The 1,164-nt window shown below is 51.8% G+C and carries 1 protein-coding gene; it reads left to right on the top strand.

Annotation, left to right across the window (positions count from 1 at the left end; genetic code table 11):
• Positions 1–109: 109 nt before the first annotated feature.
• Entirely contained in the window at positions 110–1,141 is a 1,032-nt protein-coding gene (locus tag BN1129_RS05140) for an IS630-like element ISAhy2 family transposase (RefSeq protein ID WP_042034913.1), read from the top strand.
• The last annotated feature ends 23 nt before the right edge of the window (positions 1,142–1,164 follow it).

The raw sequence follows: 1,164 nt of genomic DNA on the forward strand, positions 1-1,164 counted from the left end.
CTAAATAACTGTTCCGAATAGTAGATCACTGGAGGAAGGGAACTCAGTCCAGTTTGTGCGATCTGATTAGTCGCCAAACAAAACAAGCCACACCCAAAGGACTGAGTTGATGCCTATCCTACCACCCCTGCCACGGCCACAGCGCCGCCGCATTCACAAAATCATCCATGCCACCCGTGATAAAGGACATGCTCGTCGCTTGATGGCCATCTTGCTGTTACATGAAGGACGCACGATCACCGATGTTCATCACCTTACCGGCGCTGCGCGCTCGACCATCGGTCGTTGGCTTCGGTGGTATCGAGATGAAGGCATAGATGCGCTAGAAGCCTTACCGGCTGGCCGTGCCCCAGTCTTACCTGTCGCCAAGATTGTCACCTTACTGGTGCTGCTCATGCAGTTTTCTCCGCAAGATTTTGGTTATCAGCGCAGCCGCTGGTGTACCGAACTATTGGCTATCAAAATCAATCGGTTAACAGGCCTCAATATGGCAGCCTCCACGCTCCGCCGATGGTTACCGCGTATGGGCATTGTCTGGCGAAGGCCCGTGCCAACCTTGCGGATAAAAGACCCAGCCTATCAGGAGAAAATGGCGGATATCGACGCTGCGCTGGCCCGCTGTGATGCCGATAATCCGGTGTTTTATGAGGATGAAGTCGATATAGACCTCAATCCCAAATTAGGGGCCGACTGGATGTTCAGAGCACAGCAAAAGCGGGTTGTCACTCCGGGACAGAACGCGAAACATTACCTGGCAGGCGTTCTCCATGCAGGCAACGGAAGAGTGCTTTACGTCAGTGGGATAAAGAAAAACTCATCCCTGTTTATCGCCATGCTGGAAAAGCTGCGTCGCCACTACCGACGAGCCAAAACCATCACGCTGATCCTCGATAACTACATCATTCACAAAAGCAAACAGACCGAGCGATGGTTGAAGAAGAACCCCAAGTTCTGCCTGGTATTCCAGCCAGTTTACAGTCCTTGGGTTAATCACATAGAACGGCTGTGGCACAAGTTGCATGAAACCATCACGCGCAATCATCAATGCAGAGGGATGGCCAACCTGCTGGCTCGAGTGAAACACTTCATGGATACCGTGTCTCCTTTCCCGGGGAATGGCTATGGCATAGCGAAGGTGTAGCACTATTAGGATCAGTTATTTAG

Origin of the sequence: Aeromonas popoffii (genome assembly GCF_000820025.1) — a bacterium.
GTDB classification, from domain to species: domain Bacteria; phylum Pseudomonadota; class Gammaproteobacteria; order Enterobacterales; family Aeromonadaceae; genus Aeromonas; species Aeromonas popoffii.

Excerpts from the sequence above, each read along its gene's own strand:
- BN1129_RS05140 (WP_042034913.1), top strand. The coding sequence starts at position 110 with ATGCCTATCCTACCACCCCTGCCACGGCCACAGCGCCGCCGCATTCAC.